Genomic DNA, 13,026 nt, shown 5'->3' on the forward strand with positions numbered 1-13,026 from the left:
GACCGTAGGTGGAGGAAGATAGCAAAAGCACCCCGCATAAGATGTGTTTAAAATAAGGTATCAGTATCGCACTCACCCTGGTAACAAACCCGAAGATGAAAAACAACATGCCAATAATAAAAATAGAAATACGGGTGTCCCGTCTGCTCATAGATCCTACTTTCCAGAATGAATGCAAGCGCATATTCAATGCGCAGAGGCTAGTTATTATTGTCTTGATATAAGTTGTTAACCTTAAAAGACAAAAAATGATATTAAATTCAATGGCCTCACTCCAGGGCACTAACGGAACATCCCCTAATGAATATTGTAACTTACAAGGATACTATATGCCCGGCGACGGCGGTGGTGGTGAATTTTATTGGGATCAAACCTCACAGGCGCCACATAACGGCATAACAGTAATCCAGGCGCTAAGCACAACAGGCAGATGGAAGCGGACCTTTAATGATGTTATAGACATAAGATGGTGTGGCGCCAAAGGAGATGGTATTACAGACAATTTAACTACTGTTCAGAACGCTATTGATTTTTGCAGTGCCAATAGGTATTCCTTATACCTCTCTCCCGGAACATACGTATGCAACGGTACAATATGGTTAAAAAGTAACACTCACATATATGGTGATGCTATAAACAGCGTTCTTAGAATTAGTGCTGCCGGTAAGATCAGAAGTGAAAAAGGAGGAGTCAGAAATTTCTCATTTAATGACAACTACGCAACCGAGGTCATTCCACCTAACAGCGAAGACTACAACAATATTGTTCTTGCCGGTAACAGTCCTGCCGGAAGCTCAACAATTGCATTAAACACCACAGGAGAAATTAATATTGGTGATGTGATTTATACTTATAACGGAGTTGACAATGCATGGGAAATACTTTCAAACACACAATATTCAGCCGAGTGGAATAATTATGAGAATCCTTTGGCTCAAATGGAAATATTTGTTGTTACCTCTAAAACCGCCACTACTATCTCACTAAACAAACCTACCCTGTTTGATTATTACAGCGGCAATAAACTTAGGAAACTTATAGGAATTGAAAATGTAGCATTAAACGATTTTACAATTGAATTTGTTAGCGAAACAGCCTATTCCATTTTATTGGAACAGTCAAGAAATTGCCAGTTCAGTAATCTGAATATCATAAACGGCGGAATAAACCTTGTTAATAAGTGTGCCTGGAATGTTGTAAAAAATTGCACCATAAAAACTGAAACAACCCGCTGTATAATGATTGATTCATTCAGCACCGGCAATAAACTGCTTCATAATATCTGCTACTATACACATGGTGGAGATGCAGCCATTCTTGTTATGATGTCAAATAATAATATTGTAAGCAATAACACTATCGAGGGAAGTGGTCATTTACCTGCTGATGAAATTGGCATTTGTTGCCATGCCAGGAGTTATAGCAATGTATTTTCTGATAATGTTGCTAAAAATATGGCGGAAGGATTTGGTATGTATTTTGGCTGCTGGTCAAACATATTTAATAGCAATAGCAGCAACCAGTGCTTCGTTGACTATTCACTTTACTACAGCGGCAAGGGAGTTGTTTCAAACGCTGTTTGTTATGGATCATCTGCCATCCGGGAGGGACAAGGCAGACTCAAAAGATCTATATCCCTGTTTGCGAGCAGAGATATTGAAATTTCCGGCTGCCTATTGGAAAAAAACCTATTAATACAGGCTTCAAAAAATTTTACAGTAAGCAATAACACGCTATGGGGTGATATTACCTTGATTTCACCGGATTTATCCAATGGATCTCCCATTATAAAAGATAATAAAATCATTTCCAGCGGCAGATGTATCAGCATTCAAAACTCAGTTTACACCATCAATCCACCTTACCTGCCCATACTAATCGAAAATAATTACCTTGAAGGTAACACCGACAAAATCATTTATATCGATAAAGCGGTGCACGTTTATATCCGATCCAATAGCTTTAAAGGAAACAATAAAATTGGAATTGGGTTCAACGATATAGCAAGTTTTACAGAAATCACACGGAACCACTTTATGGATTGCTCCATTGCGGTTGATTTTTCCGCATTCGTAAATAATGTAAGTACTTCCTATGCCAATGTAAATAACAATACATTTTCCGGTTGTGCTGCTCTTTATCAATCCTGGGTTTCCCCGGTAACAAATTCCTTTATTAAAAGCGGTGGAGTTTGTGGTTTCGAGATATTCAACCTGGCAACCTCAACTCCTGTTACACCAGACAAAAAATGGGTTTATACAGCGACCGCTGATGGGCTCACGGGTATTGTTAATTGGAAAGAAATTCCATTGATCTGATGATCATAAAAAGCGTGATATAATTTTCAGATTATATCACGCTTTTTATGATCTTATTGAGCTAATTCAACAACTGTTTAAGCTGCGATGAGAATATACGCTGTACTGTCTTATCAACTGGGGGTAGTTTGTTATAACACAATGTCTAAACTTTTTCTACAACTACAGCAGTACCATAGGCCAATACCTCGGTAATACCGTTCATTACTTCATTGGCATCGTAACGCATATTGATGACTGCATTAGCACCAATTTCCTGTGCATGGAGGATCATGAGCTCATAGGCTTCTTTACGGGTTTTCTCGCATAACTCGGTATAAATTGAGCTTTTGCCCCCAAACAAACTCATAAATCCGCCTGCCATATTTCCAAGCAGACTGCGTGAGCGAACAGTTATGCCACGAACAAGGCCAAGGTGTTTGATGATTTTATAACCTTCCAAAGAGGTACTTGTGGTGATCAGGGTTGTATCCATGATATGCTTTTTATGAAACTTTATTAAAACTTAAAGTTACATAAATCGTATAAACTTGAATAATTAAGGGGAGCTAAACAATAGCAGGTTCCAATGAATGTATCGGAAATCGGTTATTATGGAGTTAATGAAATCCGTTAACCCTACCTGGCCCCCCGGACATTTTAAAACTGGTCTACCAACGTAACCAAACCAACATTTAATTTTATATCCACGATAAAGGAAAACATCATTAACATACAGCAATATTGCTGTTAAACAAAAAGGAACTGCATTATGAAAGCAATCATTGTAACTGACCAGGCGACCGGAACTGCCGGAATGAAACTGGCGGAACTGACTCAGCCAGAGGCATCTTTGAACGACGTTATTGTACAGGTGTATGCATCAGGATTCACCAAAGATGAGCTCACATGGCCGTCCACATGGACCGATCGTGCCGGTCGGGATCGCTCGCCATCAATTCCCGGCCATGAAGTGGCTGGTGTGGTTACTGCCCTGGGCTACGGCACAACCGGATTGTCTGTTGGGCAACGGGTTTTTGGCCTTACAGATTGGCACCGTAACGGTACACTGGCAGAGTACGTAGCCGTAGAGGCACGCAACCTTGCACCTTTACCGGGTGATGTTGATTTTGCGGAAGGAGCTGCGCTTGTTATGTCGGGCCTGACCGCATGGCAGGGACTATTTGTACACGGGCGCCTCCGGGCCGGGCAAACCGTCCTTATACACGGTGCAGCCGGCGTGGTGAGCTCTATGGCAGTTCAGCTTGCACGGGCAGCCGGCGCTTATGTTATCGGTACAGGACGTGCCAACGGCCGGCAGGCGGCGCTCGATTTCGGTGCACAGGAATACCTTGATCTTGAAAACGAAAAACTACAGGATATAGGCGGGGTAGACCTGGTTTTTGATATATTCAGTGGAGATATTGCTCAGCAGTCTGTAAAACTGATCCGTTCCGGGGGAACACTGGTAACCATCGCAGGGCCTACAGATGCGCGGCCCGATAACGGATCCACAATCGACTTTGTTGTAGAAGCGGATCCCATCCAATTGAATGAAGTTGTACAGAGATTCCGTGAAGGACGTTTACGGACGAACATTGGCGCCATAGCAACGCTGGATGATGCCATCGCCACTTTCAACTCAACCGGGCGGATCAATGGAAAGACAATAATACGGGCTCGCCCTTACAAGCTCATTGGTCCGGGGAATGCAACCTTTAAAGGCTTAAATCAGGTATGACTTTCTACTATCTCCCCTATAACTTTACCTAAAAGAGATGTCAGATTGTCCAATTCATCCCTGGTCAGAGCCTTAGAAACCTGTTTTGCGACACGTTCTCTGAAGTTCTCTGAATTATCAATAATGAATTTTCCTTTATCGGTTGCACTTAAATTGAAAATTCTCCGGTCTAATGAAGATTGCTTTTGCTCAATGAGATTATTTTCAACCAGGAACTTCAATTGCCGGGAAATTGCAGGCGGACTAATATTAAAAGCCTTTGCCACCTGCTTCCCGGTACATTTATCATTTCGATAAATGTATTCGATTATATTGTAGTGAGTGGCGGTAACCCCGTTCACTTCCCCCCTGCTCATATTCGCCAAAATAAAACATTGCAATTCTGTAAATACATTGTAGAATTTCCGCTCACCTTTGTTCATAATAGCATAATTAGTTAACTTTGTTAAATATTACCAAAGTTAACGAATATGACTGATATTATCATAAAGAATGCAAGGCAAAATAACCTGAAGAATATTTCAGTACAGATACCTAAAAACCGGATCACTGTATTTACAGGTGTTTCGGGCTCAGGAAAATCATCTCTAGTGTTTGAAACAATAGGAGCTGAAGCACAGAGGCAGTTCAATGAAACACAGGGAAGTTTTATCAGGAACCGCCTGCAGCATATCGGCGTACCCGAAGTGGATAGAATTGATAACCTGAATGTTCCAATTATTATCAATCAGAAAAGATTAGGAGGAAGCGCAAGGTCAACCGTTGGTACAGCTACCGATGTGTATGCTTCTTTAAGATTGCTTTTTTCACGAATGGGAAAACCATTTGTAGGATATTCCAATGTGTTTTCATTCAATAACCCCTTGGGAATGTGCAGGGAATGTGAGGGGCTTGGATTTGTACAGACGGTGAACATAGACAACCTTATAGATAAACAGAAATCACTGAATGAAGGGGCAATCATGTTTCCGACCTTTCAGCCCGGCGGTTACCGTTTATTGAGATATACACTGTCCGGGTATTTTAATAACGATAAAAAGCTGAAAGATTATACCCCGGAAGAATGGGATATACTTTTGAACGCCCCGGAACACAAACCAAAGCACCCTGATAAGGAATGGGGCAAAACGGTAAAATATGAAGGTATAATTCCGCGGATTGAAAAAGCATTTCTAAAGAAGGAATCAAAAGAGAACATCACCCGGAAAGAGGCTTTGAAAAATATCATCATCACAAAACCCTGCCCGGTATGTAACGGTAAAAGACTGAATGATAAAATCTTGTCCTGTAAAATAAATGATAAAAACATTGCCGACTGTACCGCACTTTCTATAGATGAGCTCCTGGAATTTGTTGACTCCCTGGAATCCAAAACTTTTGATGTAATTCTAACTGAGCTGAAAAAGAAACTTCAAAACATCGTAAACATAGGTTTACAGTATCTGACATTGGACAGAAGAACAGATACGTTATCGGGCGGAGAAAGTCAGAGGATAAAAATGGTAAGAAATCTGGGGAACAACCTCACCGACCTGCTATATATTTTTGATGAACCGAGCATAGGACTTCATCCGAAAGATCTGCAAAATATTTCTTCTATCATTAAACAAATACGCGACAAGGGTAATACTGTCTTAATTGTTGAGCACGATCCTGACCTAATTAAAATTGCTGATTGGGTTATTGATATGGGGCCGCAATCGGGAAGAAACGGCGGAGAAATTATTTACGAAGGCACATTTGACGAATTAAAAAATTCAAAAGGGAAAACCGGTTTATATTTTGCAAAAACATCCAAACTGAATAAAAAACCAAGAAGCGCAAATGGGCATTTAGAAATTAAGAATGCTAATCTCCATAATCTTAAAAACGTTTCTGTAAAAATCCCCAAAAACGTAATGACCATAGTTACAGGTGTTGCCGGATCAGGCAAGAGCACATTGATCAATAAAGTGTTGCCTAAGTTCCACCGGGAAATAACTATTATTGACCAGTCGTTGTCTGCTATGAGCATTCGCTCCAATCTCATTACTTATCTGAAATTATCAGATGATATAAGAAAACGGTTCTCTATGGCAAATAACGTCTCCGATAAACTTTTCAGCAGAAATAGTGAAGGCGCCTGCGAAAATTGTAAAGGTATAGGTGTGGAAAAAATTGATCTGGCATTTATGGATGATATAGAGCAGCCCTGCGAAGTTTGCGGAGGTTCCGGATTTAAGCCACAGGTCTTAAAATATTACTATAACAATAAAAACATTGTTGAGGTCATGAATATGACCGTGGAAGAAGCTATTGATTTCTTTCCTGACAATCTGTATAACAGGCCTCTCGGCATGTTGCTCAAACTGGGGTTGGGTTATCTTACTTTAGGACAAAGGCTGGACAGTTTTTCAGGAGGAGAAAGACAACGACTGAAATTAACAAAAGAACTGGAGCATTCCAATAAAATAATTGTCCTGGATGAGCCGAGCACAGGGTTACATCCAAGCGATACTGAAAAGCTCTTAGGTTTTATGAACGACCTGGTTGAAAATAACAATACTTTGATCGTCATAGAACATAATCTTGATGTAATTGCGCAAGGGGACTGGATTATTGATATTGGACTTGGTGCAGGTAAATATGGCGGAAATGTTTTGTTTACAGGAACAGTTACTGACTTATTGAAAGATAAGGTTTCTGTAACGGCAGAATATGTACGGCAACATTTGCACAAAGGGGAATAAATGCAGTGAAGTTTAAGGGAGCATCCATTATGTTTTGTATTAAAATGATGGAAGTATAAAAAACATATCATGCCAATGGGAAAGCAACTGCTTAGACACTGTATCTATTTAATATCCCGGAAATTATACTCTTTAGAGGTAAATGGTGGCCTTTCTGGTATCTTCATAATTCTTTCCTAATTTCCATTTAAAGTCTGCCTTGCCTTAAAGCACGGAATTCTGAAATATTTAGCTAAATTGGATATACTACATAAAAACATAGAACTATGACAAAAAGTAAAGTACTCAGAATGGACAATGTTGGCATCGTTGTGGAATCTCTCGATAATGCCATCGCTTTTTTCACGGAGTTAGGTCTGACACTCGAAGGGAGAGCAAAAGTGGAGGGTGAATGGGCTGGCCGTATCACGGGGTTGGGTGATCAAAGCGTAGAAATTGCTATGATGGTTACTCCGGACGGTCACAGCCGGCTCGAGATTTCGAAGTTTTTAGCTCCCGCTACTATCTCTGACCATCGTAATGCTCCTGTGAACGCGCTCGGCTATCTTCGTGTCATGTTCGCTGTTGATAATCTTGATGAACTGCTACCCCGGCTGAGCAAGCATGGAGCCCAGCTTGTCGGCGAAATTGTTCAGTATGAAAACCTGTATCGCCTCTGTTATATCCGGGGAACCGAAGGAATTATTATCGGGCTGGCAGAACAAATCAATAATTAAGTGAATAACCGACTGTAGTTTTTTTTTCTGGTGTTGCTGCTGAAAATGGATGTCTTTTTGTCAAAGTATTATACACTTCTAATAATCTTCTTCCAGTATGGCAACTGTGCCGGCGCTTTAGCAGCTACTTCTTTCAAAAACTGTTCAGCCACTTTCTGATAACCTTTCTTCAGATCAGAAAGTGGAAAGATCTTGTTGCGCCATTTTTTGCTGCCACCACCACCTGAGATGGCCGAATCAACAATGGAAAAGGCTACCTCGTTAGGTTTGATCAACACAAATTGAAAGGCCGGTTGTCCCTGTTCTCCTTCATCATAGGTGTATTCAGTATCTTTTCCTGATTCCGCTCACTCTCTCCTATTCATACAAAAAGAGATTTTGCACATTTTAAGCCAATGAGTATGTTCACCTGGCTTTTAATCACAACAAATATCTTATCGAGATCTTTCCGCTGCTTTAAGGTTATCAGATGACAGCTTGATTCACCTGCAAACAATTAGTATATTGCCTGACATGACAAAGCTAAGTAAAGTGATTAATCTTGTGGAAAGATCAGAGCTGCAGCAGTTGCAACTGAAGAAGAAGAAAATGACAAGCTACCGGATATCTTCAGATAGCCTTTCGGATCCTGGTGCCAGCAATTGGAGTGCGAAGATTTGTCCCCGGAAGAAATTGTTGAAAATGCACTTTCTTACAAACTATTTCAACTTTGATATAACGCCTGCCGGGAAACAGGAATGCTCGCTCTAAATAATACGGAATAGCCGGCGGGTTTCATCAGCAATAATGATAAACCGCAGCAACAACAACAAACGGACCTAATAAAAATATATGCCCAACCTGATAAACATCTTTGTTCCAGTAGAGACCCTACTCAGAGATATACATATGCTGATACGGGACAACGGTATGCGCTTGTACATGGAAACGATAAAAGAGGAAACCAGCACCATTGTCGAAATTGAGAAGATTGAGGAAGAAATAAATGAACATTATCATGCCTTCTATTTCACGTCCGAAACTTTCGTGGAAAACGTGCATGAAAGTTTCTTCGACGATGATTTTTGTGCTCATGCCATAGAGGTACTGGGTGGCAGATCATTTGCCAATTATTGTATTTACATATTCTGCAAATTCTCAGAGTTAGGACATTCCCGCTAGGATGGCCCAAGCATAACTTTATCTACCAGTTTCCACATATTTCTCATTTTTATTAAGCAGGAGTAAATAGCCAGTTTTTTTCTTCAAATACTTTGAAATACAAAGTAAAAGCACTTACTTTGTACTTCAAAGTACTTTCTGTCTATTATAAACATATAGTAGTATGAAAATTTCACGGAAAAGATTCGTCCTCATTTTTCTCATTTCGGCATTTGCCTTAATGATTGTCTCTAATTTGATTTTGGTGCCCGTAAACGGCGACTGGTTCGCGGGAACTAACTCGCCAATAGCCTGGAAGCGCACATTAGCCTCCATTTTGTATCCTGTTAAAATTGTTTTGGTAGGCCCCCTGGCACAAATATTCAACGATCCTGACGGCGCACCTCCCATCCGGGCTCTTGCCTGTGCTGTGTACTGGACCGTCATAGCTTTAGTTCTTCATTTTCTATTGAGCCTGTTATTCAATCGCAAGAAAGCATGAGTTTTAATGCAACCTGTATTAACAGCCCAATGTGGATTCTAATGTTTCAGGTAACCATCATTGACTAGTGATTATGAGCAGAATTGAAGAAATATACCATGAAGCAAAGTCTGATAAATGGTTTCAGGGATTTGCTCTTTTTTGTCGCATTGTACTGGCTGCGAGTTTTTTCCCGACCGGTTTGGTTAAAGTCATGGGTGAGCGATTCGCTGAAGGATTACCGTCGAATAACCCCTTAGGACATTACTTTGACGCATTATATTTAACGGGGTATTATTATACGTTTATTGGAATTGCTCAAATCATAATTGCTATTTTAATTCTTATTCCAAGAACTTCTTTTATGGGGGTGCTTATGTATTTCCCCGTGATAGTAAACATATGCGTGCTGACGTATGCCACCCGCTTTGCAGGCACCCGGGCCAATACAATGCTGTTGTTAGCATGTCTATTTTTATTACTCTGGAATTATGACCGCTTAAAATATCTTTTACCTTTCAAGCAAGCTAGAACCGATCCGCCTGTAATAAAAAAGCCTTTAGGAATACGCCTTCGAATTATATTTTTTGGTGGTTCCATCGCCATTTTGTCCTTTATAATAATTGGTACTTTCTATTTATGGGAGATTGGACCTTGTAACTCCGAAGCCGAATGCAGAAACCAATGCTTTGGAAGCAAAAACCCTGTGGCATGCGAAGAATTTTGTGATTGTATTTATAAAGATGGAAGGCCCCTTGATAGCTGCCTGGCAGCGTTTAATAAGAAAAAAAATATTCGGGTATCTAATACGAAATAGTTAATTCTTTTGGGAGTAAGATAGTGGTCCTTCCATAAGTATTTCAGATTATTCTACCTCATTCTATAATAGAATTAGCACTTTAACATTTAATTAACCATTTTTCAAGATACTTTTTCTGTGAGTTTCCCTAGTATTGCAAAACAAAAATTACTGCAGCGTATTGAGGCTTATTTAATATCCTTTCCAAATTAGTTAACCAAATTCAAATCAAATTGTCATGAGTATTAAACCCTCCAGTTACTTACTGGGTAGTATTTTTATGTCCTTTTTTTTGTTATCTTTTTCCCTTCTTGCAAAAAAGAGATCGAACAGGATAAAATTTCCAACTCCATAAGCCCGAAATCATCCGCAGAGTATTTAGTATTTGATTCCAAAGAAAAAATGCAGCAATGTATAAACGACTTAATTGCTGATAATTTAGAAGATCCTATAAACGTTTTAAATAAATATCACATGCCTGAAAATTTCAGGTCGTATCAAAGTGCAAAGCGCAGTGAAAATAAGGTTCAAACTGAACAACTAGAAAAGGAACCAACTCTAACAGAATGGAATGAAAACTTAGTTCCTGATCCATATTTCGCTAGCATATTAAATGATAAATTGGAAGTGCAGGTTGAAAATACTGTCGTTAAAATAACGAAATACGGTACTTTTCTTTGCATGCCTAACAAACTATCACGTGTATACGCTATAATTAAAGACTTAGACAAGGATCCCCAATCCGTTATCAGGAAAATGGGACCTCAAACAGAAAATTTCCAACCTGAGCACCCTTCTCGTGTCGTACAAATAGATACTGGAGTAGTATACATGTCGTCATCTGATTACAACCGCCCTTCTCGGATTATCACCAATCCCTCAGATGCTGCCCCTGAAGAAGATGACAATAAATATGTTCGTCCAAGTAGAATTGCTGGAGAAGGAAACGGTGAACAAAATCTAGTAGGGCCTTTACCGCAATCTACTTATGATGCTTTTCCCAGTTATGATTTTGATGCCAAAACATGGGCTGGTAGCCTTATCCAAGATGCTTTTGGAAGAACTAAACCACATTTTGATTATTTTGATGATAAACATCGTGTTAAAGTCAATTTTTACAATGTAAATTTTGGTGTATATGCAGCTGCCGGAATTAATGTAAAAATGCAAACCAAAGGCTGGACAGGCATTTGGAGGGAATTAGCAACAGAGGAAATGCGGTTAGGATGGGATGGACTTATTTTAAAATTTAAGATGCCCAATATGCCTCAACCTAATATTCCAAAGATTGATTTCGGGAAACTCCAAATAGGTAGTATTAATTTTCCTATCGAATCAATTACCATTGGAGGCAACAATATTACTAGTGATGTAAAAGATGCTTTAAATGGTGTTATTGAAGGTCAACTGAGAAATACTTTAAAAACTATTTGGGATTCGTTTATAGAAACCTCGCTCCTGGACAATTATCAACTGAAAAAAATATATCAAAGCTTTCAAAGTTGTATATAATGATGAGGTGGTAATAGCCTTAGGGAGATATGAGGAACAGGCATCAAATATAAATGCCATAACAAAGACGTTTGATTGGAATGTTGGTTTTACAATTAAATGGAATCCACAAGGTAATGCAGTTAATCTGGCTGACTTCTCAGGAGGGCCCAATACATTCGAATATGAAATAAAAGCAGGAAGTGTGTATGGTGCTGCGAAATATTATGGTAATTGGAAAGGAGCACGTGTTGAGAAGAAATAAATATTAAAACTGACTTCTTATTCCATTCGCCAATAATTTATTGATGAATGGAATAAGAAGCCAAATTTACAAATACCAATGAACAAATACGTAATTATTGTGTGTGTATTTTCTTTGTATTCTTGTGGCTTTTATACTGTCGATAGTCTAGGCGAGAAACGACGTAATGAAAACGCTCAGATAACCATGCCATTTGGTCATAAAAAAGCAAAGAAAAACATACAACCCAGTCTCGAATTTATAGAATCTGTAAAGGCATATAGATTTGCCATAGGGGCCTTCCCTGCGAGTATGCAACAATTAGAATATTATAATGAGAAAAGTAAAATTGCTGTAGGTGGAATGAGGCAGCTAGGGTTCAAGAAAATGGAAGTCTCCTATTCTCTTCTGGATTCTATGATAATTGATTTCACACACGATCCTGTTTATACCCAACAAATAGGCACAACGGATCTGAGATTCCATGTTAATGGTAAATTTATATTTACTGTTAGAGACTCGTCTTTCTCCACACGTACGTTGGTTAAATAAAAAAACTGATTAAATGAGAACATTGCGGCTGGCATCAATTGCTATATTACTTTCATTCAATTTAAAAGCACAGGACAAACAGGAAACTACTATCAAAAAAGATCAAATCAAGGCTGGCATTGTGGTTCTTGGTGCTGGTCTCAATTATGAAAAAAAAATCTTTCCACAAACCACATTGAATCTAAACGCAGAATTAAGTTATGGATTTGGTCGTAGTAACCTAAATAGTACATCAGGCACATATTATGCCCTTACGCCTATTTTATCAGTTGAGGGCAGACAGTATTATAACACTTTTAAAAGGTCAAGAAAAGGGAAACGGATCAATAACAATTCAGGAAGCTTTTGGGCTATTGCTACTGGTATTAAAACTTCCCCTTTAACTAGTAACAAATATTATGAATCTCCGGTCATTTTCTGGATTCCTTCTTGGGGTATACAAAGGAGTTTAGGTAATAAATTCACATTTTCCACCCAATTGGGTTGGGCATTCAAGTATTCAACTATTGAAAAGGAATGGGCCAGTTCTCCTAACATTAGAATAGGAATATATTATATTTTTATGTAACTACGAGATTGATTAGACTATATATCAATCGGTCATACTCAAAAATAGAGTCCTTTAGAAATGCACAAAGAGGAGTCCGGGATGCGGAGTTTTTCTTTACAGATAGACAAGTCAACCCAATAAAACTAAGATAACAAAAAGGGATCAAGTTGAAAAGTTGGGGGATGTCCATAAATTTTAAGCATAGAGTTTAGTTAATCTATAGAGAAAGAATTCTACATCCCGCACCCCTCGTAGTGCATTTCTAAAGGCCTTTACTTTTGCATTG

15 protein-coding genes are annotated in these 13,026 nt (G+C 39.1%); 12 read left to right on the forward strand and 3 right to left on the reverse strand.

Features of this window, described 5'->3' with window-relative positions; genetic code table 11:
* Positions 1 to 248 precede the first annotated feature (248 nt).
* Positions 249 to 2,318 (forward strand): putative phage tail protein, encoded by a 2,070-nt coding sequence (locus tag FN124_RS24775; RefSeq protein ID WP_142687450.1) that lies wholly within the window; start codon positions 249 to 251, stop codon positions 2,316 to 2,318.
* A 145-nt stretch (positions 2,319 to 2,463) separates the two neighbouring features.
* Here the strand turns inward: FN124_RS24775 and FN124_RS24780 are convergent, their stop codons facing one another.
* Positions 2,464 to 2,793, reverse strand: coding sequence for a YbjQ family protein (locus tag FN124_RS24780; RefSeq protein WP_142687451.1), 330 nt, complete (start codon positions 2,791 to 2,793; stop codon positions 2,464 to 2,466).
* A gap of 276 nt (positions 2,794 to 3,069) precedes the next feature.
* Between FN124_RS24780 and FN124_RS24785 the strand changes: the two genes are divergently transcribed.
* Positions 3,070 to 4,038: an NADP-dependent oxidoreductase gene (locus FN124_RS24785; protein WP_142687452.1), complete on the forward strand. Its 969-nt coding sequence runs from the start codon at positions 3,070 to 3,072 to the stop codon at positions 4,036 to 4,038.
* On the opposite strand, the gene FN124_RS24790 is transcribed toward FN124_RS24785, so the two are convergent.
* The gene (locus tag FN124_RS24790) at positions 4,029 to 4,460 is read right to left on the reverse strand and encodes a MarR family winged helix-turn-helix transcriptional regulator (protein ID WP_142687453.1); all 432 of its coding nucleotides are present in this window, start codon (positions 4,458 to 4,460) and stop codon (positions 4,029 to 4,031) included. The two genes, FN124_RS24785 and FN124_RS24790, sit on opposite strands and share 10 nt — an antisense overlap.
* 48 nt (positions 4,461 to 4,508) lie before the next feature.
* Between FN124_RS24790 and FN124_RS24795 the strand changes: the two genes are divergently transcribed.
* Together FN124_RS24795 and FN124_RS24800 are read left to right on the forward strand one after the other, a co-directional pair.
* Complete coding sequence (locus FN124_RS24795) at positions 4,509 to 6,767, forward strand: ATP-binding cassette domain-containing protein (protein ID WP_142687454.1); 2,259 nt, start codon at positions 4,509 to 4,511, stop codon at positions 6,765 to 6,767.
* Between the two features lie 266 nt (positions 6,768 to 7,033).
* On the forward strand, positions 7,034 to 7,483 hold the full coding sequence (locus FN124_RS24800) for a VOC family protein (RefSeq protein ID WP_142687455.1): 450 nt from the start codon (positions 7,034 to 7,036) through the stop codon (positions 7,481 to 7,483).
* Positions 7,484 to 7,551: 68 nt separating this feature from the next.
* On the opposite strand, the gene FN124_RS24805 is transcribed toward FN124_RS24800, so the two are convergent.
* Entirely contained in the window at positions 7,552 to 7,761 is a 210-nt protein-coding gene (locus tag FN124_RS24805; protein WP_142687456.1) for a hypothetical protein, read from the reverse strand.
* Positions 7,762 to 7,996: 235 nt separating this feature from the next.
* On the opposite strand from FN124_RS24805, the gene FN124_RS24810 reads away from it, so the two are divergent.
* The 8 genes from FN124_RS24810 to FN124_RS24845 all read left to right on the forward strand — a co-directional run bounded on the left by FN124_RS24810 (position 7,997) and on the right by FN124_RS24845 (position 12,758).
* On the forward strand, positions 7,997 to 8,233 hold the full coding sequence (locus FN124_RS24810) for a hypothetical protein (RefSeq protein WP_142687457.1): 237 nt from the start codon (positions 7,997 to 7,999) through the stop codon (positions 8,231 to 8,233).
* 171 nt (positions 8,234 to 8,404) lie between these two features.
* Entirely contained in the window at positions 8,405 to 8,644 is a 240-nt protein-coding gene (locus FN124_RS24815) for a hypothetical protein (RefSeq protein ID WP_142687458.1), read from the forward strand.
* Positions 8,645 to 8,807: 163 nt separating this feature from the next.
* The gene (locus FN124_RS24820; RefSeq protein ID WP_142687459.1) at positions 8,808 to 9,125 is read left to right on the forward strand and encodes a hypothetical protein; all 318 of its coding nucleotides are present in this window, start codon (positions 8,808 to 8,810) and stop codon (positions 9,123 to 9,125) included.
* A 73-nt stretch (positions 9,126 to 9,198) separates the two neighbouring features.
* Positions 9,199 to 9,921, forward strand: coding sequence for a DoxX family protein (locus FN124_RS24825; RefSeq protein WP_142687460.1), 723 nt, complete (start codon positions 9,199 to 9,201; stop codon positions 9,919 to 9,921).
* Between the two features lie 456 nt (positions 9,922 to 10,377).
* The gene (locus FN124_RS24830; RefSeq protein WP_142687461.1) at positions 10,378 to 11,415 is read left to right on the forward strand and encodes a hypothetical protein; all 1,038 of its coding nucleotides are present in this window, start codon (positions 10,378 to 10,380) and stop codon (positions 11,413 to 11,415) included.
* Between the two features lie 7 nt (positions 11,416 to 11,422).
* A complete protein-coding gene (locus tag FN124_RS24835) occupies positions 11,423 to 11,659 on the forward strand; it encodes a hypothetical protein (protein WP_142687462.1) in 237 nt (78 codons plus the stop codon).
* Between the two features lie 78 nt (positions 11,660 to 11,737).
* Positions 11,738 to 12,190 (forward strand): hypothetical protein, encoded by a 453-nt coding sequence (locus tag FN124_RS24840; protein ID WP_142687463.1) that lies wholly within the window; start codon positions 11,738 to 11,740, stop codon positions 12,188 to 12,190.
* A gap of 13 nt (positions 12,191 to 12,203) precedes the next feature.
* Positions 12,204 to 12,758, forward strand: a complete 555-nt coding sequence (locus FN124_RS24845) for a hypothetical protein (protein ID WP_142687464.1) — start codon at positions 12,204 to 12,206, stop codon at positions 12,756 to 12,758.
* The last annotated feature ends 268 nt before the right edge of the window (positions 12,759 to 13,026 follow it).

This window comes from Chitinophaga polysaccharea (genome assembly GCF_902150045.1).
In the GTDB taxonomy this organism is placed as follows: Bacteria; Bacteroidota; Bacteroidia; order Chitinophagales; family Chitinophagaceae; genus Chitinophaga; species Chitinophaga polysaccharea_A.

Excerpts from the sequence above, each read along its gene's own strand:
- FN124_RS24775 (WP_142687450.1), top strand. The coding sequence starts at position 249 with ATGATATTAAATTCAATGGCCTCACTCCAGGGCACTAACGGAACATCC.
- FN124_RS24780 (WP_142687451.1), bottom strand. The coding sequence starts at position 2,793 with ATGGATACAACCCTGATCACCACAAGTACCTCTTTGGAAGGTTATAAA.
- FN124_RS24785 (WP_142687452.1), top strand. The coding sequence starts at position 3,070 with ATGAAAGCAATCATTGTAACTGACCAGGCGACCGGAACTGCCGGAATG.
- FN124_RS24790 (WP_142687453.1), bottom strand. The coding sequence starts at position 4,460 with ATGAACAAAGGTGAGCGGAAATTCTACAATGTATTTACAGAATTGCAA.
- FN124_RS24795 (WP_142687454.1), top strand. The coding sequence starts at position 4,509 with ATGACTGATATTATCATAAAGAATGCAAGGCAAAATAACCTGAAGAAT.
- FN124_RS24800 (WP_142687455.1), top strand. The coding sequence starts at position 7,034 with ATGACAAAAAGTAAAGTACTCAGAATGGACAATGTTGGCATCGTTGTG.
- FN124_RS24810 (WP_142687457.1), top strand. The coding sequence starts at position 7,997 with ATGACAAAGCTAAGTAAAGTGATTAATCTTGTGGAAAGATCAGAGCTG.
- FN124_RS24815 (WP_142687458.1), top strand. The coding sequence starts at position 8,405 with ATGGAAACGATAAAAGAGGAAACCAGCACCATTGTCGAAATTGAGAAG.
- FN124_RS24820 (WP_142687459.1), top strand. The coding sequence starts at position 8,808 with ATGAAAATTTCACGGAAAAGATTCGTCCTCATTTTTCTCATTTCGGCA.
- FN124_RS24825 (WP_142687460.1), top strand. The coding sequence starts at position 9,199 with ATGAGCAGAATTGAAGAAATATACCATGAAGCAAAGTCTGATAAATGG.
- FN124_RS24830 (WP_142687461.1), top strand. The coding sequence starts at position 10,378 with ATGCCTGAAAATTTCAGGTCGTATCAAAGTGCAAAGCGCAGTGAAAAT.
- FN124_RS24840 (WP_142687463.1), top strand. The coding sequence starts at position 11,738 with ATGAACAAATACGTAATTATTGTGTGTGTATTTTCTTTGTATTCTTGT.
- FN124_RS24845 (WP_142687464.1), top strand. The coding sequence starts at position 12,204 with ATGAGAACATTGCGGCTGGCATCAATTGCTATATTACTTTCATTCAAT.